Raw genomic sequence first — 17,834 nt, 5'->3', positions numbered from 1 at the left:
CCCTCCGGGGTGGCCTTCGTCGTGCGCGGCGGAGGATGCGCGGATCGAACGCGCGCGGGGTCTCCCCCGACTACGGCTTAGCAAGCCGCTGCCTTACCACTCGGCCAATCCTCCGGGAGGGAGCGGCCCGCGCGGACGGATCCACGCGCTCGAAGCGGCCGCTCCCCTTCGGGAGATCCCCCGTGTCCCCCGTACAACTAGTCTGCGCCGGGCCCCTGTTCGAGTGCGACCGATTTTTCTCCCCGGGTCAGCGGGTAGCAGGCGAGTCCGATCGCCAGCGAAATGGCGTGCCCGAGGTCGGTGTACGTCCGGTCGGCGGCGAGCGGTACGAGGAAGAAGGCGAGCAGTCCGGCGAGGTAGAGCCAGCGCCAGGGGCGCGGCAGCCGGTAGGTCAGGATCCCGGCCGAGGCGGCGAGCCCGTAGCTGACCCCGATGTCGACGACGTGCGCCATGCTGCGCGGCACGTCGTGGAGTTGGATGGCCGCGAGGACCACCTGCTGGCTGATGAGCGTCGCCGCGACATGGGCCGTCGCGACGGTGAAGAGCCATTTCGGGGTGCCGAGCCAGCGTTCCACGGGCGCGTGCAGGACCTCGAAGAGCACCGCGTACAGCAGGAGGTCGGCCGGGTCCTCGATCCAGAACGCGCTGCCGAGCAGGGCCCGCAGCGGGTGGTGGGCGAGCTGGTGGAGATTGCTGCTGTTGCGGTGGAGGAGATAGGTGTCCAGACCGGCCGGGGAGAGCGCGATGACGAGGCTGGTGAGTGCGATGACCGCCAGCCACACATGCGTACCGGGTGACGAACGCACCCACGACCTGATCGGCCGGGACGGTTCGCCACCCGGAGAGGTTTTGCTCGGCACCTTTCAGTGCCTATCACCCCGAGATGGGAGAAACCTCAGAAATTGATCATGTGTCCGGCAATACCGTGGATCGCTTCCTTCACGGCCTCGCCCAGGGTCGGGTGCGCGTGCACGTTCCGGGCGACCTCGTGGACGGTGAGGTCCCACTGCTGGGCCAGGGTCAGCTCGGGCAGCAGCTCGGTGACGTCCGGGCCGATCAGGTGGGCGCCGATGATCTCGCCGTGGGTGCCGTCGGCGATGATCTTCACGAAGCCGGTGGCGTCGCCGAGACCGTGCGCCTTGCCGTTCGCCACGAACGGGAACTTGGCGACCTTGACGTCGAAGCCCTTCTCGCGGGCCTGCGCCTCGGTCCAGCCGAAGCTGGCGATCTGCGGCTGGCAGTAGGTCGCGCGCGGGATCATCGGGTAGTCGAGCTCCATCGTCTCGGCGTCCCCGATGGTCTCGGCCGCGATGACGCCCATGGCCTCGGCGGTGTGCGCGAGCATCAGCTTCGCGGTGACGTCGCCGATGGCGTAGATGTGCGGCACGGAGGTGCGGCAGCGGCCGTCGACGTCGATCGCACCGCGCTCGGTGAGGGCGACACCGGTGGCCTCCAGGCCGTAGCCGGTGACGTTCGGGGCGAAGCCGATGGCCTGCAGGACCTTGTCGGCCTCCAGGACCTTCTGGACGCCGTCCTTGCCCGTGACGGTGACGCGGACCTGCGGGCCGGACTCGTCGATGGCCTCGACGCGGGTCGAGGTCAGGACGTCGATGCCGAGCTTGCGGTACTGCTTCGCCAGCTCCTTGGAGACCTCTTCGTCCTCCAGCGGGGCGATCCGGTCGAGGAACTCGACGATCGTGACCTTGGTGCCGTAGTTGTTGAGGACGTACGCGAACTCGATGCCGATCGCGCCGGCACCGGCGATGATGATCGACTGCGGCGCGTCCTCGGCGAGGATCTGCTGCTCGTACGACACGACGCGGTCGCTGAGGGCGGTGCCCGGGAGCAGTCGCGGGGTGGCGCCGGTGGCGATGATGCAGTTGTCGAACTGGATCGTCTCCGAGGTGCCGTCGGACTTGGCGACCTGGAGGGTGTTCGCGTCGAGGAAGGTTCCCCGGCCGTCGAACTCGGTGATCCCGTTCTTCTTCATGAGGAAGTGGACGCCCTTGACGCGGCCGTCCGCGACCGAGCGGCTGCGGCGGAACGCCTCGGTGTAGTCGAAGGAGACGGTGCCGTCCACCTTGATGCCGAAGGTCTTGGCCTCGTGGTTGAAGATGTGGGCCAGTTCCGCGTTGCGCAGCAGTGCCTTGGTGGGGATGCAGCCGACGTTCAGGCAGACACCGCCCCAGTACTTCTCCTCGACGACCGCGACCCGCTTGCCCAGCTGGGCGGCGCGGATGGCGGCGACGTAGCCGCCGGGGCCAGCTCCGAGTACGACGACGTCGAAGCGGTCTGACATGACTGACTCCCGAGGGTGGTGAGGGTGTTCGGTCCACGTACGGCCCCACAGTAGTCCGGCGCTCCTCGGACGGTCAGGCGGGCAGTTGTAGGATGACTGGACAACCGGGCGAATAGAGAGGTCGGAACGGAATGGCACTCACAGCGGCGGGGCGGACCTCGCTGGTGGACTCCGTCGTGGAACAGCTGCGCGCACAGCTCGCCGAGGGCGAATGGTCGGTCGGCGACCGCCTCCCGACCGAGCACGACCTCGCACAGCAGCTCGGCGTGGGCCGCAACACCGTCCGCGAGGCCGTCCGGGTCCTCGTCCACGCCGGCCTCCTGGAGTCCCGCCAGGGCAACGGCACCTTCGTCCGGTCGACCGCCGACCCGACCGCCGTGCTGCGCGGAATGCGCCACGCGGGCGCGTCCGACGTCCTCGAACTGCGGATCGCCCTGGAGGCCGAGGCGGCCCGGCTCGCGGCCGACCGGCGCGACACCCACGACCTGCTGCGCCTGCGGGCGGCCCTGACCGGCCTGCGGGAGGAGGGCGACCGGGACGCGGACGCGGACCTCGCCTTCCACCTGGCGGTCGTGGGCGCGACCCACAACGCGGCGTTCGTCGAGGTGTACCGCTTCTTCTCCGCCCAGGTGCACGAGGTGCTGGTGGAAGCCCTCGGCGACCAGGCGATGCCGCCGGTCGACATCGACGCCCACGAGGCACTGGTGACGGCGATCGAGGCGGGCGACCCGGAGGCGGCGGAGCGGCAGGCCCGCGAGCTGCTCCGGGTCCCGATGGAGACGGTCGCCGCCCTGACCGAACAGCACCGATGAGCACCGGAGCACGCGCGGAGCAGGAGACCCGCGCGGCGGCGCCGACCGGCGCGGGGACGGCGGCCGAAGCGGGGACGGGGGCTGCGGCACTGCCGGCGGCCGGACGGGTGGCCGCCCGGCGTGCGCTGCTCGCCCACCCGGCGGTGCTCCTGACCGGCATCGTGCTCGCCTCGCTGAACATGCGGGTCGCGCTGGCGAGCGTGGCGCCCCTGGTCGGCGAGATGTCCGAGGACTTCGGGCTCTCCTCCACGGCGAGCTCGCTGGTGACCTCGGTGCCCGTGCTGTTCCTCGGGGTGGGGGCGCTGGTGGCCCCCTGGCTCGGTCGCCGCTTCGGTGCCGAGCGCGTGCTGTTCGCGGCGCTCCTGCTGCTCGGCGCCGGCATCCTCGCGCGCGTCCTGCCGTCCGTGTTCGCGCTCTACGGCGGCGGGATCCTCGTCGGCACCGCGATAGCCCTGCTCAACGTACTGACGCCGGGTCTGATCAAGCGGGACTTCCCGGACCGGGCCGCGGCGATGACCTCCGTCTACACGGGCGCGATGATCGCCGGCGCGACGGTGGCCGCGGCGGCCGCGGTGCCGCTGGAGAAGGCGCTGGGCGGCGGCTGGCAGGCCTCGCTCGGCGTCTGGTCACTGCTCGCCGTGGTCGCGGCCCTCGCCTGGCTGCCGCAGGTGGTGGTCGCCCGCGGCCGTACGGGCCCGGGCGTACGGGCCGTCCCGGCCGGCGGTGCCCGACCGGTGCGCGTCTGGCGCTCCGCGCTCGCCTGGCAGGTCACGCTGTTCATGGGGCTGCAGTCGCTGTGGTCGTACGTCCTGATCGCCTGGATGCCGACGATGTTCACCGACCACGGGATGAGCCGCTCCACCGCCGGGGTGGTCTTCGCCTTCAACAACCTGATCCAGGTCGCCGGCGCCTTCCTGGTGCCGCTGCTGGCCGGCCGGATGCGGAGCCAGCGCCCGCTGATCGTCCTCGTCACCACGCTGGTGGCGGCCGGTTACGCCGGACTGATGACGGCGCCCGTGCAGGGCGCCTGGCTCTGGTCCGCGGTGCTCGGCGTCGGCCAGGGCGGCGCGGTGGGCCTCGCCCTGACCCTGATCGTGCTGCGGTCCGGGGACGCGGTGACCGCGGCCAGGCTGTCCGGGATGGCCCAGACGGTCGGCTATCTGCTCGCCGCGGCCGGTCCGCTGGCGGCCGGCGCCCTCCACCAGGCCACCGGCTCCTGGACCCTGCCGATCTGCGTGGTCCTCGGCGTCTGCGCGGCGGCCCTCGCCGTCGGCCTGCTCGCGGCCCGCGACCGGACGGTGTGAACCGGGCGGTGTGAATCGGGCGGTGCGAGCCGGGCGGTGCGAGCCGGGCGGTTTGCACCGGAGCGTGTGAACCGGAGCGTGTGAACCGGGCGGTGGGCGGGGAAGGCGGGGGCGGGGCGGCTCCGGGGTGGGGCTCCCGGGGGCGGGGGACGCCCCCGGAGCCGTACCGCTTCCTTCTTCGGGACTACTCCTCGCCCGCGAGCTTCAGGGTGCGGAGTTTGTGGCCGGCGAACCAGGTCGCCGCGACCGTGACGGCGATGAGGAGCACCGAGGCCGTCGGGAGCGCGACGTCCGAGGTGACCAGGCCGTCACCGGTGACCTTCTCCGCGAGGGCCAGCGCCCACTGCTGGACGCTCAGGGTCTTCGCTCCGGCGATCAGGGAGCCGAAGAGCGCCTCCCACACCAGGGCGTAGACCAGGCCGATCACCACGGCGTGCCGGCTGACCGTGCCGAGCAGCAGGAACACCGCGCTGTAGGCGATGGACGCCACCAGCGCCGCCACCGTGTACGCGACGGCCACCTGCTGGCCGTTGCCGTTGAGGATGAATCCGGCGATCAGCGTCGGGACCGCGGAGAAGACCATCGTGACCGCGACGGCCACGATCAGCTTGGTGAAGATGATCGTCGGCCGCTTCACCGGCTTGGACAGCAGATAGACGATCGAGCCGTCGTCGATCTCCGGTCCGATCGCTCCCGTACCGGCGATCACGCCGATCAGCGGGACCATCGTGGCCAGCGCGAAGCCGCCGAGGACGTCGGCCGCGACCTGGTCGTCCGCGCCGTTGAAGCCGCGGACCGCCGCCGAGATGAGCAGCAGCATGCCGGGCAGCAGGAAGAGGATCAGCGCCCTGCGGCGGCCGAGGAGGGCCCGGTAGGTGAGCCGGGCGACTGTGGGGTTGTACATCGGTCAGGCTCCTTTCAGGCCGCGACGAGGTACGAGAAGACCGATTCGAGGGACTCGTCCGAGGGCGAGACCGTCAGCAGACGGATCCCGCGCTCCTTCGCGACCTTCGGCAGCAGCTCCGTGAACCGCCCGAAGTCCACCGCCTGCACGCGCAGTCCGCCCTCCACGTGGTCGACCTCGATGCCCGCCGTCGACGGGTCGGCGATCAGCGCCGCGGCCAGGGCCCGGTCGTCGCTGGAGCGGACGAGATAGCGGTGCGGCCGGTCGGTCATCAACCGGCGGATCTTGCGGAAGTCGCCGGAAGCCGCGTGGCGCCCGGCCACGATCACCTCGATGTGGGAGGCGAGCTGCTCGACCTCCTCCAGGATGTGCGAGGAGAACAGGACCGTGCGGCCCTCCGCGCCCATCCGCCGCAGCAGGTCCATCAACTGCATGCGCTGGCGCGGGTCCATGCCGTTGAACGGCTCGTCGAGCAGCAGCACCGACGGCTCGTGCACGAGCGCCGAGGCCATCTTCACGCGCTGCCGCATGCCCTTGCTGTACGTGGAGATCCGGCGGTCCTGGGCGTACTCCATCTCGACCGTGGCCAGCGCCCGCTGGGCCTCCGTCGAGCCGAGGCCCTGCAGCTCCGCGTTCGCCTGGACGAATTCGCGGCCGGTGAGGAAGTCGTACATCGCCTCCCGCTCCGGCACGACGCCGATCTCGCGGTAGACCGACTCGTTCCCCCAGATCTTCGCGCCGTCGAGGGTGACGGTGCCGGTGGAGGGGTCGAGGAAGCCGCCCATCATGTTGATCAGGGTGGACTTCCCCGCGCCGTTGGGCCCGAGGAGGCCGGTGACGCCCGGTCCGACCGACATCGTGACGTCGTTCACGGCGACGACGTTGCCGAACCAGCGGGAGACGTGGTCGATGTGGAGCGTTGTCACAGCCCGACCTTTCGGTAGCGGCGCATCAGGGTGCCGTACGAGCCGGCGACGAGCGCGAGGACGACCAGCAGATAGACCACGCCGACACCGGCGCCGGGACCCCCGCCGTCGGGGAAGCCCGTCGGTGCGCCCAGGAAGGCGGTCTGCACACCGTCGATGAGGGTCATCGGCGAGAACAGGCCGAGCCACTGGATGGCGCCCTCGTTCTCCGTGGCGTAGGCGATGCCCATGAGGGTGGAGACCGCCCCGTACGAGATCGTGAAGACGGCGATCACGGCGGCGACGCCGAAGCCGCGGCGCGGGGTGAGGGCCGCCATGACCAGCCCGATGCCGCCGAAGAGCAGCGAGAGCAGGGCCACCGAGACGAGCCCCTGGCCGAACATCTTGCTCTGCTCGGCGAAGTCCATCTTGGCCAGCATGGAGCCGATCCAGAGGATCAGCAGCGGGGAGGCGGTGAGGACGAAGAGCGCCGAGGCCATCGCGCCGAACTTGGCGAGGACGTAGTCCACGCGCTCGATCGGGCGGGAGAAGTACAGCGGCACCGTCCGGAACCGGAGGTCCCGGGAGACGGACTGGGGTGCCTGCGAGGCCAGGTAGATGCTGATGACGACCTGGAGGAACAGCGCGTACTGCGTGTACTCGATCGACAGCTTGGACTGCTTGGTGACGACCGCGACCGCGACGATGATCAGCGCCGGGACGCACATCACCGCGAACAGCAGCATCGGCAGCACCTTGGACTTGGCGCTGCGGCCGAGGCCGTACGCGCCGCGCAGCGACTGCGAGAACAGCGACCGCCGCGCGTACGCCCGGCCGAGGCGCGGGCCGTCGTAGGAGCGGTAGCCGATGTTGTGGATCCGGGTCGTGTCGGGAGCGGCCTTGGAGGTGTCGGTGCTCATCGGGCCTGCACCTCCTCGTGCTGCGCGGACGCCTCGGCGCCCTCGGGGCGGAAGACCTCGGCGATGTGGTGGCGGCGCTGCTCCATGCGGACGAGGCCGAGGCCGAGACCGGCGACGGTGTCCCGCACGAGGTCGTACGTCTCCTCGCCGGCCGCGTCCAGGAGCAGGATGTGTCCGGCGCCGGGCAGGCCGTCCTCGACGCCCGCGTGGATCGTGACGCCGGCGGCGGCGAGGGCCTCGCGGAGCGCGCCCGTGCCGTCGGGGTGGGTGTCGGAGTCGGTGACCTCGACCGCGAGCGTCGTGGTGATCCGGGTGAAGTCGCTGGTGGAGCTGGAGCGGAGGAGCCGCCCGCCGTCGATGACGACGACGTGGTCGCAGGTGCGCTCCAGCTCGCCGAGCAGGTGCGAGGTGACCAGGACCGAGATGCCGAAGTCGGTCCAGACGCGGCGGATCAGTCCGAGCATCTCGTCGCGGCCGACCGGGTCGAGGCCGTTGGTCGGCTCGTCGAGGAGGACCAGCTTCGGGTCGTGGACCAGGGCCTGGGCGAGCTTCACCCGCTGCTTCATGCCCGTCGAGTAGCCGCCCATGGGGCGGTAGCGCTCCTCGTACAGGCCGACGTGGCGCAGGGTGTCGGCGGTCCGCTCGCGGGCGGCGGTCGCGGGCAGTCCGGACATCCGCGCCATGTGGACGACGAACTCGGTGGCCGAGACGTCCGGCGGGAGGCAGTCGTGCTCCGGCATGTATCCGACGCGCTCACGGATCTCGGCGCCGGAGGTCCGGACGTCGAGTCCCAGGACCTCGGCGCGGCCCTCCGTGGCGGGGGAGAGGCCGAGCAGGATCTTGATCATGGTGGACTTGCCGGCTCCGTTGGCACCCACAAGTCCGGTCACACCGGGCCCGATGTCCAGGGAGAGCCGGTCGAGCGCGGTCACCCGGGGGAACCGCTTGCTGAGGCTTTCGGTCGCGATCACAGTCACGTTTCGAAGGTAGTGGTGTGCGCCACAGCGGTCGTCAGCCCAACGGCTCGATCCTTGTCCGACCAGAGGAGTACAAGCCAGTAGGGGAGGTCGAGACGAAAGTCTTTCCCCGTGTGCGCGGCGGGCTTCCCCCGGGGCCGCCCGTCGGTGTTTTCCACAGGCTCGTGCCCGACCCCTTGACGCAGCCGCCGAGCATTGTCACATTCATCGGTGTCAAGTTACGGACGCGTAGTGCGATCGGGCGCTCACACGGGATGGCGGGTGGCATGGCCTCAGCAGTGACAGGGGAACTCTCCGCGGAGCTGCGGGGGTTCAGGGAAGTGCAGCGGCTCTCCTACGAGTGCGCGGAAGCCGTCGCGGCGCAGCTCAAGCCCGGGGTGACCGAGCGCGAGGCCGCGCGGATGCAGCGGGAGTGGCTGTACGAGCGCGGGGTGCGGGACTGGTTCCACCGGCCGTTCGCCTGGTTCGGGGACCGCACCGCCTTCGTCGACTTCAAGATCCCCCTGCAGTTCTTCCCGACGAACCGGCGGCTGGAGCCGGGGATGCCGTTCATCCTCGACATGGCTCCGGTCTACAAGGGCCACACCGCCGACATCGGGTACAGCGGCTGCCTGGGCCTCAACCCCCTGCACGACAAGCTCCTCGCCGACCTGCGGGACCACCGCGAGCTGATCCTGCGCGAGGTGCGCGAGCGCCGCACGCTGCGCGAGATATACGAGGACGTGGACCGGCTCATGGTCCGCCAGGGGTACGCGAACCGGCACCGCGCCTACCCCTTCGGCGTCATCGCCCACAAGATCGACCGGGTGAGCGAGCGCCGCTGGTCGCCTACGCTCTTCGGGTTCGGCACCCAGGCGCTCAAGGGGCTCGCGAGCGACGCCCTGCACGGCCACCGGGACGGCTGGTCCCCGCTCTGGTCGCCGTACAAGTTCTCCGACCACCCGCCCAGGCCCGGCCTGTGGGCGGTCGAGCCGCACCTCGGATTCCGGGGGACGGGCGCGAAGTTCGAGGAGATCCTGGTCGTCACCGACTCGAAGGATCCCGAGCAGAGCGCTTTCTGGCTGGACGACGACCTGCCGCACGTGCGGCGCTGGAACGAAGGAGCGGTCTGATGGCGGGAATCGCCGGCCTCGGCACGGCGCGGGAGCGCTGGGTCCGTACGGGCGGGATAGAGCTGTGCGTCGCCGAGCTCGGCGACGCGGAGCGGCCGACCGTCCTGCTCGTGCACGGCTACCCGGACTCCAAGGAGGTCTGGTCGGAGGTCGCGACCCGGCTGGCCGAGGAGTTCCACGTGGTGCTGTACGACGTCCGGGGCCACGGCCGGTCCACGGCCCCGGCCCCGCTGCGCGGCGGCTTCACCCTGGAGAAGCTGACGGACGACTTCCTCGCGGTCGCCGACGCCGTCAGCCCGAACCGGCCGGTCCACCTCGTCGGCCACGACTGGGGCTCCGTGCAGTCCTGGGAGTTCGCCACCGTCCCGCGCACCGAGGGCCGGATCGCCTCCTTCACCTCGATGTCGGGGCCCTCGCTCGACCACTTCGGGCACTGGATCAAGCGGCGGATGGCCCGGCCCACCCCGCGCCGCGTCGGCCAGCTCCTCGGCCAGGGCGCCAAGTCCTGGTACGTGTACATGCTGCACACGCCCGTGCTCCCCGAGCTCGCCTGGCGCGGGCCCCTCGGCAAGCGCTGGCCGAAGATCCTGGAGCGGGTCGAGAAGGTCCCGGCCGGCGACTACCCGACGCCGTCCCTGCCGAGCGACGCGGCGCACGGCGCCTGGCTCTACCGGGACAACGTCCGCGCGCGGCTCGGGCGGCCGCGCCCCGACGCGTACGCCCACGCGCCGGTGCAGCTGATCACGCCGACCGGCGACGCGTTCCTCTCCGAGCGGCTCTACGACGACCTGGGGAGCTGGGTTCCGGACCTGACCCGGCGCACCCTGCCCGCCAAGCACTGGGTGCCCCGCACCCGACCCGACCAGCTGTCCGCCTGGATCGCCGAGTTCGTGCGGGCCAACGAGGAGCCGGCGACGAAGGCTCCGAAGCCGGTCGCGGCGACGGCGGCGAAGAGCGCGGTGAAGCCGGAGTACACGGAGCGGTTCGGCGGCCAGCTCGTCCTGGTGACCGGCGCGGCCAGCGGCATCGGCCGGGCCACCGCCTTCGCGTTCGCGGAGGCCGGGGCCCGGGTCGTGGCCGTGGACCGGGACGGCGAGGGCGCGGCCCGCACGGCCGAGATGGCCCGGCTGATCGGTGCCCCGGAGGCGTGGGGCGAGACCGTCGACGTCGCCGACGAGCAGGCGATGGAGAAGCTGGCCGCCAAGGTGGCGAGCGAGTACGGGATCGTCGACGTCCTGGTCAACAACGCGGGCATCGGGCTCGCCGGCTCGTTCTTCGAGACGACCAGCGAGGAGTGGAAGCGGGTCCTGGACGTCAACCTGTGGGGCGTGATCCACGGGTGCCGGATCTTCGGCGCGCAGATGACCGCGCGCGGCCAGGGCGGCCACATCGTCAACACCGCCTCCGCCGCCGCGTTCCAGCCGTCCCGCGCACTGCCCGCGTACAGCACGTCGAAGGCGGCGGTGCTGATGCTCAGCGAGTGCCTCCGTGCCGAGCTGGCCGGTCAGGGCATCGGGGTGTCCGCGATCTGCCCCGGCATCGTGAACACCAACATCACGGCGACGACGCGGTTCGCCGGGGTCACGGACGGCGCGGAGGAGAAGCGGCGTCAGAAGAAGGCCACCCGGCTGTACGGCCTGCGGAACTACCCGCCGGAGAAGGTCGCGGACGCGATCCTGGGGGCGGTCCTGCACGACCGGGCCGTCGTCCCGGTGACGCCGGAGGCCCGGGGCGCCCACTTCCTGTCCCGGCTGAGCCCGGGCGCGCTGCGGGCCCTGGCCCGCTGGCAGCCGCCCGCGTAGGGGGCCGGGTGCGGGAGGGACGTGCGGTCGTACGATCCCTCCCAGCAGGGGCCCCGCGGCGACGGGGTGCGGGAAGCGGTCGGTGGGAGCGGGTTTGTCCGAGCAGTCAGCACAGCCGGAGTACCGGATCGAGGACCTGGCCCATCTCAGCGGGGCCACGGTCCGGACGATCCGCGCCTACCAGGACCGCGGTCTGCTGCCCCGGCCCGAGCGGCGGGGCAGGTCGAACGTGTACGGGGACGCGCACCTCGCGCGGCTGCGGCAGATCGCCGACCTCCTCGACCGGGGGTACACCCTGGCCTCGATCAAGGAGCTCCTGGAGGCCTGGGACACCGGCCGGGGGCTCGGCGGGGTGCTCGGTCTGGTCGCGGAGGTCCACGGGCCGTGGACCGACGAGGAGGCGGCCCGGATCTCCCGCACGGAGTTGGACGCCCGCTTCGGCGGCATGCCGGACGAGGGCGCGATCCGGGAGGCCGTCGAGCTCGGCGTACTGGAGCCGCTGCCGGACCGGGAGACGGAGGAGTACCTCGTACCGAGTCCGCAAGAGCTCGCCGTGGCCGTCGAGTTGTACGCGGCCGGGGTGCCGCTCTCCGCAATCACCGGCCACCTGAGGGAACTTCGCGATCAGGTCGAGCACATCGCCTCCCGTTTCCTGGAGTTCACGACCGAGCACGTCTTCGCGCGCTATCTGGAGCACCGGCCGCCCTCGGACGCCGACGCGGCCGAGGCGGCGACCATGGTGCGACGGCTCCGCCCGCTCGCCCAGCAGACGGTCGACGCCGAACTGGCGCGTGCGATGCAGTTGTTGGCGACCCAGCACCTCCAGTTCCACCTCTCGCCCGAGGCGCCCCAGCTGAAGTCCGACGAACCGCGCGCGGTGGCTCTACCGGCCGGGACGATCAGGGCGGTTCAGGATCTCGTCGGATCGGAGGGCGTCGCGGCCTTCGTCACGGCGGCCACCGAACGAGAGGTCCACAAAAGAACATTGGACACTCTCGCCTCAAATCGGCACATCATGGACTAACTTACCTAATTCGGGATACATGAAAGGCCAGTTGTCCACAGAATGGCCAACTCGCCTGTGGATAAGTCATGTTGGCTGTGGATCAAACATGTACGCCGCAACTCATGAGGGCGATTCAATTCGTTGGTCCGGCGATCCCGGCTCCGGCATCCTGACGGGATGACCTCACAACAGAGGGACGAACGACGCACCGTGAAGGTGTCGAAGTACCTCTCCAAGCACCTGCGTCACCAGCCCGAGCGCATCGGTCTCGCCCTCGACGAACACGGCTGGACGGAGATCGACGCACTCCTCGGGGCCGCCGCCGAGCACGGCTTCCCCATCACCCGCGAAGAGCTCGACCACGTGGTCGCGACCAACGACAAGAAGCGCTTCGCGATCGAGGGCACCCGCATCCGCGCCAGCCAGGGCCACACCGTCGAGGTGGACCTGGACCTGCCCGCCGCCGAACCGCCCGCGTACCTCTACCACGGTACGGTCGCGGGCCGGCTTCCCGCGATCCGGGCGGAAGGGCTGCGCCCCATGGCCCGCCACCACGTGCACCTCTCCCCCGACCGGGAGACCGCGACCCGGGTCGGCGCCCGCCGCGGCCGGCCCGTCGTCCTGAGCGTGGACGCCGGAGCCATGCACCGGGCCGGGCACGTCTTCCGCGTCAGCGCCAACGGAGTCTGGCTGGCCGACGCCGTCCCACCGGAGTTCCTGCGCTTCCCGGGGTGATCCCGCGTGCCGGGGCGAACCCGCGCTTCCCGGGGTGAGCCCGTCTGTCGGGGTGAACCCATGCTTCCCGGGGCGAGCCCGTCCGCAGGGTGAATCCGTGTCCGGAATGAGCCATGCGGCATGATCATCCTCATGGCACACCCGCACCTGCCCAGCACCGAGGCCGCCGTCACCGCGATCCGCGAGATCGCCCAGGAGTTCGAGCTGGAGATGACCGTGACCGACGACATCGGCGCGGACCAGACGTCCCGGCGCACCTCGTCCGGCGCGTTCGCCGTCCTCGACCCGGACGGATCCCTCCCGCACGAGGCCTACGTCGAACTGGGCGGCTCCCCCTCCGTCACCGTCCAGGTCTTCCCCGAGGACGACGCCAAGATCATCGTGGAGGGGATCGAGTTCGCGGACGTGCCCCGCGACGCCGTCCCCGCCTTCCTCCGCTCCGTCCACGGCGGCCTCGCCCATGTGAAGGGCCGATTCTTCCCGCCCGGTTGGCGCCTGATCGTGCCGCTGCCCGGCGACGAGACGTACACGGAGTACGTCCCCGGCGCCTCGCTCACCGCCTGGATGAACAAGAACGTCCGCTGACCGCCACGGCCCCGGCCCCCTCTGGGCCGACCGCCCGCGCGGCACCGCGGACGGCCGCGGGGACACGGACCGCCGTAGGCTCGGTGACATGAGCCTGCGCCTGAGCACCGTGATCCTTCCCGTCGACCGCTGGCACGAGGGGGGCCGCCGGAAGTGGCGGCACGCCGAGGACCTCGGCTTCCACACCGCCTACACGTACGACCACCTGTCCTGGCGGACCTTCCGCGACGGCCCCTGGTTCGGTGCGCTGCCCACCCTCACCGCCGCGGCCGCGGTCACCGAGCGGCTCCGGCTCGGCACGCTCGTGACCTCGCCGAACTTCCGGCACCCCGTGACGCTCGCCAAGGACCTGATGTCGCTGGACGACGTCTCCGGCGGCCGGGTCACCCTCGGCATCGGGGCGGGCGGCAACGGCTTCGACGCCACCGCGCTCGGCCAGGAACCGTGGACGCCGAAGGAGCGGGCGGACCGGTTCGGCGAGTTCGTGGGCCTGCTCGACCGGCTGCTCACCGAGGACGCGGTGACGGAGCGCGGCACCTTCTACGCGGCGGACGAGGTCCGGAACATCCCCGGCTGCGTCCAGCGCCCGCGCCTGCCGTTCGCGGTGGCGGCGACCGGCCCGCGCGGCCTGCGCCTGGCCGCCCGCCACGGGCAGGCCTGGGTGACGACCGGCGACCCGAAGCTGTACGAGGAGGGGACCCCCGAGCAGTCGGTGGCGGCGCTGCGCGGCCAGATCGACAAGCTCGGCAAGGCGTGCGCCGAAGCCGGCCGGGACGTCGCCGACCTGGACAAGATCCTGCTGACCGGCTTCACCCCGGACCGCAACGGTCCGCTGGAGTCCGTGGCCGCCTTCGTCGACTTCGCCGGACGCCACCGCGACCTGGGCTTCACCGAGATCGTGATCCACTGGCCGGTCGCGGACTCCGCCTTCGCCACCGACCAGGCCGTCTTCGAGCGGATCGCCACCGAGGCCCTGGCCCAGCTGGGCTGAGCCCGAAGGGGGTGTCCCGCCGATCAGACCGGACGCCCCCTGGCCGGCGCCCGCCGGCCGTCCGTACGCGCCCCGGCGCCGCCCCCGCGCCCGTCGCGCGTCCCGGTCGACGGGTTCCGCGCGTCCGGCACGGACCTGCCGGAGCGGGCCGCGAGCGCGACGCCGACCCCGTCGGGCACGGCCGTGCCGGAGCCGGCCGCGAACGTCACCGCGGCCGTCAGGCCGGCCAGCACGTCGCCCACCAGCACCGGTTCCCGCACGGGCTGCTCCGATTCGGCCCGCTCGCACGTCCCGCAGAGGGCCATGCCGAGGCTCCCGATCCATCTGCCGTACGGCGCACCGCAGGCCTCGCACTCGTCGGACCGCCGACCCGAGACCATGCCCACCCCTCCGAGACGCCGCCGGCTCCCTGCCTCCTGAGGGTCTTCCCCGCACAACCCGGAACCGAACGGGCGTTTACGGCCACATTCGTACGCCGAAGGCGCAAGGGCCGGTAGAGCGCCGGATCAGCGGCGGCCGGAACGCTTCGGGAGGTTCCGGTAACCCGGGTGGACACCCGGCGTGAGGCCCTGCTGGCCGGCGATCCGCCCGAGGAGCTCCGTCAGCCGGACCCGGTCCTCCGGGTCGAGCGCAGCGAAGAGGTCGTCCTCGTGCGCCGCGGCCACCTCCCGGACCCGTTCGAGGACCCGACGGCCCTCCTCGGACACGTACAGCTCGTGGTGGCGGCGGTCCTCGGCGCTGCGACGCCGTTCCACGAACCCCTTCTGCTCCAGGTTGTCGATGAGCGCGACAACGCGGCTCGGTACGACACCGAGGTCGGCGGCGAGGGAGCGCTGGCTGCGCCCCGGGTCCATGGCGATCATCCGCAGCAGGCCGACGTCCGGCGGCGCGAGGCCCAGTTCGCCGACGCGTTCGCCGAAGCGCCCGGCCGCGTGTGCCCCGAGCTGGGCGAGCAGGAACGCGCCGAAGCGCGGGGGCGCGGCGGCGGCCGCTGCGGGGTCTTCGGCTGGTTGCCGGTCGGTACTCACCCGGTTATGGTACGAGACAAGAATGATTCTCTCCAGTGAACTATTCTCTTAAGAGAACGGACATGACTCGTGTCTGCAGAGAGCCGAACCGACACCCACCAGCCGACCGGAACGCCCCGGGAGCGCCAGGAGCCCCGAGAACACCAAGAGCCCCGGAACCCCCGGGAAGCCCAGGGAGGACCGCCGCCGGGCGTGCTCGCCGTGGTGTTCACCGCGCTGTTCCTGACCGGACTCGTCCTCGCCACGCTGCTCGCCGGCGGCGACCCGTTCCCCTCGCCCTTCGGCGACAGCGGCGAGATCGTGGCGTACTTCCGCGCCCACTCCGACGCCGTGCGGATCTCCGGCGCCCTCCAGTTCGCGGCCTCGATCCCGCTGGCCGTCTACGCCGCCACCGTCTCGGCCCGGCTGCACCGCCTCGGCGTCCGCGCCCCCGGCGCGACCATCGCCCTGGCCGGCGGCCTCCTCGCCGCCGGATTCCTGGCCTGCTGCGGCCTGGTGAGCTGGACCCTGTCCCGCCCGGAGGTCCTCGAACTCCCGGCGCTCACCCGGGCCCTCCAGTACCTGGCCTTCGCCACCGGCGGCCCCGGGCACGTCGTGACGCTCGGCCTGCTCGTGGCCGGGATCGCCGTGCCCGGCCTCCTCGCCGGACTGCTGCCCCGCGCACTGGCCGTCACCGGCCTCGCCCTCGCGGCCGTCGCCGAACTCGCCACGCTCACCCTGCTCTTCGACGGCGCCGCCCTGCTGCTTCCGCTGGCCCGCTTCACCTGCCTGGGCTGGCTGATCGCCGCCGGATTCCTGCTGCCCCGCCGCCGCACCCGCAAGGAGCACTGACATGACCTCGCAGCCGACCGCGCCCCCCACCCCGCACCTGACCGAGAAGCTCGTCCGCTTCCAGCAGCCCGAGAAGACCCTGCGCTATCTGGGGGAGCTGCCCGAGGCGCGGCTGGCCGAGCTCTTCGGCCTGGACGCCGACGCCTACCGCGCGCTGCTGCGGGACTTCGACGAGCAGGCGCGGGCCACCGCCGCCGAGCTGACGAAGGACGCCGACTTCGCCGACCGGGCCGGCCGGCTGCCGTTCCGGCCCGGGCAGCGGATCGTGGCCCTCGGCGAGAGCACCACCGCCGACCGGCTCTCGTGGTTCTCGATCCTGCGCCACCTCCTCCCCGACGGCGTCGAGCTCGTCAACCTCGCGGTCTCCGGCCTCACCACCTCCCAGGCCCTCGCCCAGCTGCCCCAACTGTCCTTCCTGCGCCCCGACTGGGTGCTGTGCATGCTCGGCGCGAACGACGCCCAGCGGCTCGGCCGCGGCACGGGCGCACCCGGCACCCGGCTGGTCAGCGAGGCGGAGACCACCCGCAACCTCCTCGCCCTGCGGGAACTCGGCGGGCGGACCACGCGGACCGGGGACGCCGGAGACACCGCCCCGGACCGCTGGATCTGGCTCACCCCGAGCTCCATCGACCAGGAACGGGCGGACGCCTACCCGCACTTCCGCCGCGCCGGCATCGGCTGGGCGAGCGAGGACGTCGACGGCGTCGCCGACTTCCTCCTCGGCCGGCCGGAACGCACGGTCGACACCCGGCAGGCCACCGCCGGCCTGCAGCTCGACGACGGCATCCACCTCACCCTCGAAGGCCAGCGGGCCGTCGCCATCACGCTCGTCGACGCGCTCGCGGAGAGCGGAACGACGGCGAACCGAACGGAGACGGAGACGAGGGCGGAGACAGAGACGGGAACGAGGACGGGAACGGGGACGGAGACAGGAACGGGAACGAGGACGTCATGAAGCTGCTTCTCTTCGGCGTGACGGGCGGCACCGGTGCGCAGCTCCTCGCCCAAGCCCTCGCCGCCGGTCACCAGGTCACCGCCGTCGCCCGCCGCCCCGCCCGGTTGCCGGTCACGAACGCCGGGGCGCGGCTGACCGTCGTACCCGGGGACGCCCTGTCACCCGAGGGCTGGCGGCGGGCGGTCCCCGGGCACGACGCCGTCCTCTCCTGCCTCGGCAGCACCGACCGCAAGAACCCGACGACCGTCTACTCGGAGGGCACCCGCAACATCGTCGAGGCCATGCAGGCCGCCGGCGTCGGCCGACTGGTCTGCCTCTCCTCGGCGGGCCTGGAGATCGCCCCGGGCGTCCCGCTGCCGCAACGCCTCGTCACCCGGTACGTGGTCCAGCGGCTCTACCGGCACGGCTACGCCGACATGGCGCGGATGGAGAGCTTCATGACCTCGGGCTCCGCCGGCGGCACGGCCTGGACGGTGGTACGGCCCCCGATGCTCACCGACGGACCGCTGACCGGCAGCTACCGCACGGCCGAGAACGGTCACCTGGACCGGCCGAAGTCCCTCTCCCGTGCCGATCTCGCGCACTACCTGCTGACCCGCGTCGACGACGAGCGCGCCCACCGGGCCGTCGTGGAGGTCGCGTACTGAGCCGTATCGGCCACAGGCCGA

The 17,834-nt window shown here is 71.9% G+C and carries 19 protein-coding genes and 1 tRNA gene; 11 read left to right on the top strand and 9 right to left on the bottom strand.

What is annotated here, in order from left to right:
* Window positions 1-29: 29 nt before the first annotated feature.
* From ACFCY7_RS06170 to lpdA, 3 genes are all read right to left on the bottom strand, one after another.
* Window positions 30-114: transfer RNA gene (locus tag ACFCY7_RS06170), tRNA-Ser, on the bottom strand.
* A gap of 83 nt (window positions 115-197) precedes the next feature.
* The gene (locus tag ACFCY7_RS06165) at window positions 198-860 is read right to left on the bottom strand and encodes a rhomboid-like protein (protein ID WP_376481775.1); all 663 of its coding nucleotides are present in this window, start codon (window positions 858-860) and stop codon (window positions 198-200) included.
* A gap of 35 nt (window positions 861-895) precedes the next feature.
* Window positions 896-2,299, bottom strand: a complete 1,404-nt coding sequence (gene lpdA, locus ACFCY7_RS06160) for a dihydrolipoyl dehydrogenase (RefSeq protein WP_376481774.1) — start codon at window positions 2,297-2,299, stop codon at window positions 896-898.
* Between the two features lie 131 nt (window positions 2,300-2,430).
* On the opposite strand from lpdA, the gene ACFCY7_RS06155 reads away from it, so the two are divergent.
* Both ACFCY7_RS06155 and ACFCY7_RS06150 read left to right on the top strand, forming a co-directional pair.
* On the top strand, window positions 2,431-3,111 hold the full coding sequence (locus ACFCY7_RS06155) for a FadR/GntR family transcriptional regulator (protein ID WP_376481772.1): 681 nt from the start codon (window positions 2,431-2,433) through the stop codon (window positions 3,109-3,111).
* Entirely contained in the window at window positions 3,108-4,415 is a 1,308-nt protein-coding gene (locus tag ACFCY7_RS06150) for a CynX/NimT family MFS transporter (RefSeq protein WP_376481770.1), read from the top strand. The genes ACFCY7_RS06155 and ACFCY7_RS06150 overlap by 4 nt, the downstream gene beginning before the upstream one ends.
* 184 nt (window positions 4,416-4,599) lie before the next feature.
* On the opposite strand, the gene ACFCY7_RS06145 is transcribed toward ACFCY7_RS06150, so the two are convergent.
* Genes ACFCY7_RS06145 through ACFCY7_RS06130 form a run of 4 tightly spaced genes read right to left on the bottom strand, consistent with a single transcriptional unit; the run spans window position 4,600 to window position 8,115 of the window.
* A complete protein-coding gene (locus tag ACFCY7_RS06145; RefSeq protein ID WP_376481769.1) occupies window positions 4,600-5,319 on the bottom strand; it encodes an ABC transporter permease in 720 nt (239 codons plus the stop codon).
* Window positions 5,320-5,333: 14 nt separating this feature from the next.
* A complete protein-coding gene (locus tag ACFCY7_RS06140; protein WP_376481767.1) occupies window positions 5,334-6,245 on the bottom strand; it encodes an ABC transporter ATP-binding protein in 912 nt (303 codons plus the stop codon).
* On the bottom strand, window positions 6,242-7,144 hold the full coding sequence (locus ACFCY7_RS06135; protein WP_376481764.1) for an ABC transporter permease: 903 nt from the start codon (window positions 7,142-7,144) through the stop codon (window positions 6,242-6,244). The genes ACFCY7_RS06140 and ACFCY7_RS06135 overlap by 4 nt, the downstream gene beginning before the upstream one ends.
* Entirely contained in the window at window positions 7,141-8,115 is a 975-nt protein-coding gene (locus ACFCY7_RS06130; protein ID WP_376481878.1) for an ABC transporter ATP-binding protein, read from the bottom strand. Before ACFCY7_RS06130 ends, ACFCY7_RS06135 begins: the two co-directional genes overlap by 4 nt.
* 272 nt (window positions 8,116-8,387) lie before the next feature.
* On the opposite strand from ACFCY7_RS06130, the gene ACFCY7_RS06125 reads away from it, so the two are divergent.
* The 6 genes from ACFCY7_RS06125 (at window position 8,388) to ACFCY7_RS06100 (ending at window position 14,352) form a co-directional block, all read left to right on the top strand.
* Complete coding sequence (locus ACFCY7_RS06125) at window positions 8,388-9,233, top strand: M24 family metallopeptidase (RefSeq protein ID WP_376481763.1); 846 nt, start codon at window positions 8,388-8,390, stop codon at window positions 9,231-9,233.
* On the top strand, window positions 9,233-11,035 hold the full coding sequence (locus ACFCY7_RS06120; protein ID WP_376481762.1) for an SDR family oxidoreductase: 1,803 nt from the start codon (window positions 9,233-9,235) through the stop codon (window positions 11,033-11,035). Before ACFCY7_RS06125 ends, ACFCY7_RS06120 begins: the two co-directional genes overlap by 1 nt.
* Before the next feature lie 94 nt (window positions 11,036-11,129).
* Window positions 11,130-12,059 carry a MerR family transcriptional regulator gene (locus ACFCY7_RS06115; RefSeq protein ID WP_376481761.1) on the top strand — a complete coding sequence of 310 codons (930 nt, stop codon included), beginning with the start codon at window positions 11,130-11,132 and terminating at the stop codon, window positions 12,057-12,059.
* A 159-nt stretch (window positions 12,060-12,218) separates the two neighbouring features.
* Window positions 12,219-12,776, top strand: coding sequence for an RNA 2'-phosphotransferase (locus tag ACFCY7_RS06110; protein ID WP_376481760.1), 558 nt, complete (start codon window positions 12,219-12,221; stop codon window positions 12,774-12,776).
* 132 nt (window positions 12,777-12,908) lie between these two features.
* Entirely contained in the window at window positions 12,909-13,361 is a 453-nt protein-coding gene (locus ACFCY7_RS06105) for a hypothetical protein (RefSeq protein ID WP_376481758.1), read from the top strand.
* 88 nt (window positions 13,362-13,449) lie between these two features.
* Complete coding sequence (locus ACFCY7_RS06100) at window positions 13,450-14,352, top strand: LLM class flavin-dependent oxidoreductase (protein WP_376481757.1); 903 nt, start codon at window positions 13,450-13,452, stop codon at window positions 14,350-14,352.
* A 23-nt stretch (window positions 14,353-14,375) separates the two neighbouring features.
* On the opposite strand, the gene ACFCY7_RS06095 is transcribed toward ACFCY7_RS06100, so the two are convergent.
* The gene (locus ACFCY7_RS06095) at window positions 14,376-14,732 is read right to left on the bottom strand and encodes a hypothetical protein (protein WP_376481755.1); all 357 of its coding nucleotides are present in this window, start codon (window positions 14,730-14,732) and stop codon (window positions 14,376-14,378) included.
* Window positions 14,733-14,858: 126 nt separating this feature from the next.
* Window positions 14,859-15,380: a MarR family winged helix-turn-helix transcriptional regulator gene (locus ACFCY7_RS06090; RefSeq protein WP_376481754.1), complete on the bottom strand. Its 522-nt coding sequence runs from the start codon at window positions 15,378-15,380 to the stop codon at window positions 14,859-14,861.
* Between the two features lie 192 nt (window positions 15,381-15,572).
* Here ACFCY7_RS06090 and ACFCY7_RS06085 point away from each other — a divergent pair, with 192 nt between their 5' ends.
* From ACFCY7_RS06085 to ACFCY7_RS06075, 3 genes are read left to right on the top strand one after another with little or no spacing between them, the layout of a single operon-like run.
* Window positions 15,573-16,211, top strand: coding sequence for a hypothetical protein (locus tag ACFCY7_RS06085; RefSeq protein ID WP_376481751.1), 639 nt, complete (start codon window positions 15,573-15,575; stop codon window positions 16,209-16,211).
* 1 nt (window position 16,212) lies between these two features.
* A complete protein-coding gene (locus ACFCY7_RS06080; RefSeq protein ID WP_376481749.1) occupies window positions 16,213-17,166 on the top strand; it encodes an SGNH/GDSL hydrolase family protein in 954 nt (317 codons plus the stop codon).
* Complete coding sequence (locus ACFCY7_RS06075; protein ID WP_376481748.1) at window positions 17,163-17,813, top strand: NAD(P)-dependent oxidoreductase; 651 nt, start codon at window positions 17,163-17,165, stop codon at window positions 17,811-17,813. Before ACFCY7_RS06080 ends, ACFCY7_RS06075 begins: the two co-directional genes overlap by 4 nt.
* Window positions 17,814-17,834 lie beyond the last annotated feature (21 nt).

Origin of the sequence: Streptomyces sp. NPDC056361 (assembly GCF_042262805.1) — a bacterium.
In the GTDB taxonomy this organism is placed as follows: Bacteria; Actinomycetota; Actinomycetes; order Streptomycetales; family Streptomycetaceae; genus Streptomyces.
Note: the sequence above shows the minus strand (reverse complement) of the source record. Positions and strands in the feature narration are given on the sequence as shown.

Bases quoted from the DNA above. Each gene is read 5' to 3' on its own strand.
- lpdA (WP_376481774.1), bottom strand. From the start codon at position 2,299: ATGTCAGACCGCTTCGACGTCGTCGTACTCGGAGCTGGCCCCGGCGGC.
- ACFCY7_RS06155 (WP_376481772.1), top strand. From the start codon at position 2,431: ATGGCACTCACAGCGGCGGGGCGGACCTCGCTGGTGGACTCCGTCGTG.
- ACFCY7_RS06150 (WP_376481770.1), top strand. From the start codon at position 3,108: ATGAGCACCGGAGCACGCGCGGAGCAGGAGACCCGCGCGGCGGCGCCG.
- ACFCY7_RS06145 (WP_376481769.1), bottom strand. From the start codon at position 5,319: ATGTACAACCCCACAGTCGCCCGGCTCACCTACCGGGCCCTCCTCGGC.
- ACFCY7_RS06135 (WP_376481764.1), bottom strand. From the start codon at position 7,144: ATGAGCACCGACACCTCCAAGGCCGCTCCCGACACGACCCGGATCCAC.
- ACFCY7_RS06125 (WP_376481763.1), top strand. From the start codon at position 8,388: ATGGCCTCAGCAGTGACAGGGGAACTCTCCGCGGAGCTGCGGGGGTTC.
- ACFCY7_RS06120 (WP_376481762.1), top strand. From the start codon at position 9,233: ATGGCGGGAATCGCCGGCCTCGGCACGGCGCGGGAGCGCTGGGTCCGT.
- ACFCY7_RS06110 (WP_376481760.1), top strand. From the start codon at position 12,219: ATGACCTCACAACAGAGGGACGAACGACGCACCGTGAAGGTGTCGAAG.
- ACFCY7_RS06105 (WP_376481758.1), top strand. From the start codon at position 12,909: ATGGCACACCCGCACCTGCCCAGCACCGAGGCCGCCGTCACCGCGATC.
- ACFCY7_RS06100 (WP_376481757.1), top strand. From the start codon at position 13,450: ATGAGCCTGCGCCTGAGCACCGTGATCCTTCCCGTCGACCGCTGGCAC.
- ACFCY7_RS06095 (WP_376481755.1), bottom strand. From the start codon at position 14,732: ATGGTCTCGGGTCGGCGGTCCGACGAGTGCGAGGCCTGCGGTGCGCCG.
- ACFCY7_RS06080 (WP_376481749.1), top strand. From the start codon at position 16,213: ATGACCTCGCAGCCGACCGCGCCCCCCACCCCGCACCTGACCGAGAAG.
- ACFCY7_RS06075 (WP_376481748.1), top strand. From the start codon at position 17,163: ATGAAGCTGCTTCTCTTCGGCGTGACGGGCGGCACCGGTGCGCAGCTC.